At 80.7% G+C, this 398-nt stretch carries 1 protein-coding gene; it reads left to right on the top strand.

All coding sequences use genetic code 11. From position 1 onward, the window contains the following. The coding region (locus tag G3I42_RS23780; protein WP_164289112.1) for an aminotransferase class I/II-fold pyridoxal phosphate-dependent enzyme at positions 1 to 398 on the top strand (398 nt) is incomplete at both ends.

Consider the following 398-nt stretch of genomic DNA (forward strand, 5'->3'; position numbering starts at 1 on the left):
TGCTGCTCGCGCCGGGCGGGGCCGCGCTGCTCCTCGCGCTGCTCGCCGCCCGGGGCGGCGACGTCCTCGTACCGCGTCCCTGCGCCGCCTGGTGGCTGCCGCAGGCCCGGCTGCTCGGGCGCACGGCCCACCCCGTGCCCACCCCGGCGGAGTACGGGGGCGTCCCGGACCCGTACGCGCTCCTGGAGACCGTACGGCGGGTGCGGCGCGAGGGCGGCGATCCGCGCGTGCTCGTCCTCGGCCTCGTCGACGACCCGACCGGGACCGTGCCCGAGCCCGAGGCGGTCGACGCGGCCCTCGAAGCGGCGGCCGGGGGCGGGCTCACCGTCGTCGTCGACGAGACGCTGCGCGACACCCGGCACGCCCCGCACCACCTCGTCCCGAGCCCCGCGCGGGCC

The sequence above is a fragment of the Streptomyces sp. SID11385 genome, from assembly GCF_010548245.1.
Taxonomy (GTDB): Bacteria; Actinomycetota; Actinomycetes; order Streptomycetales; family Streptomycetaceae; genus Streptomyces.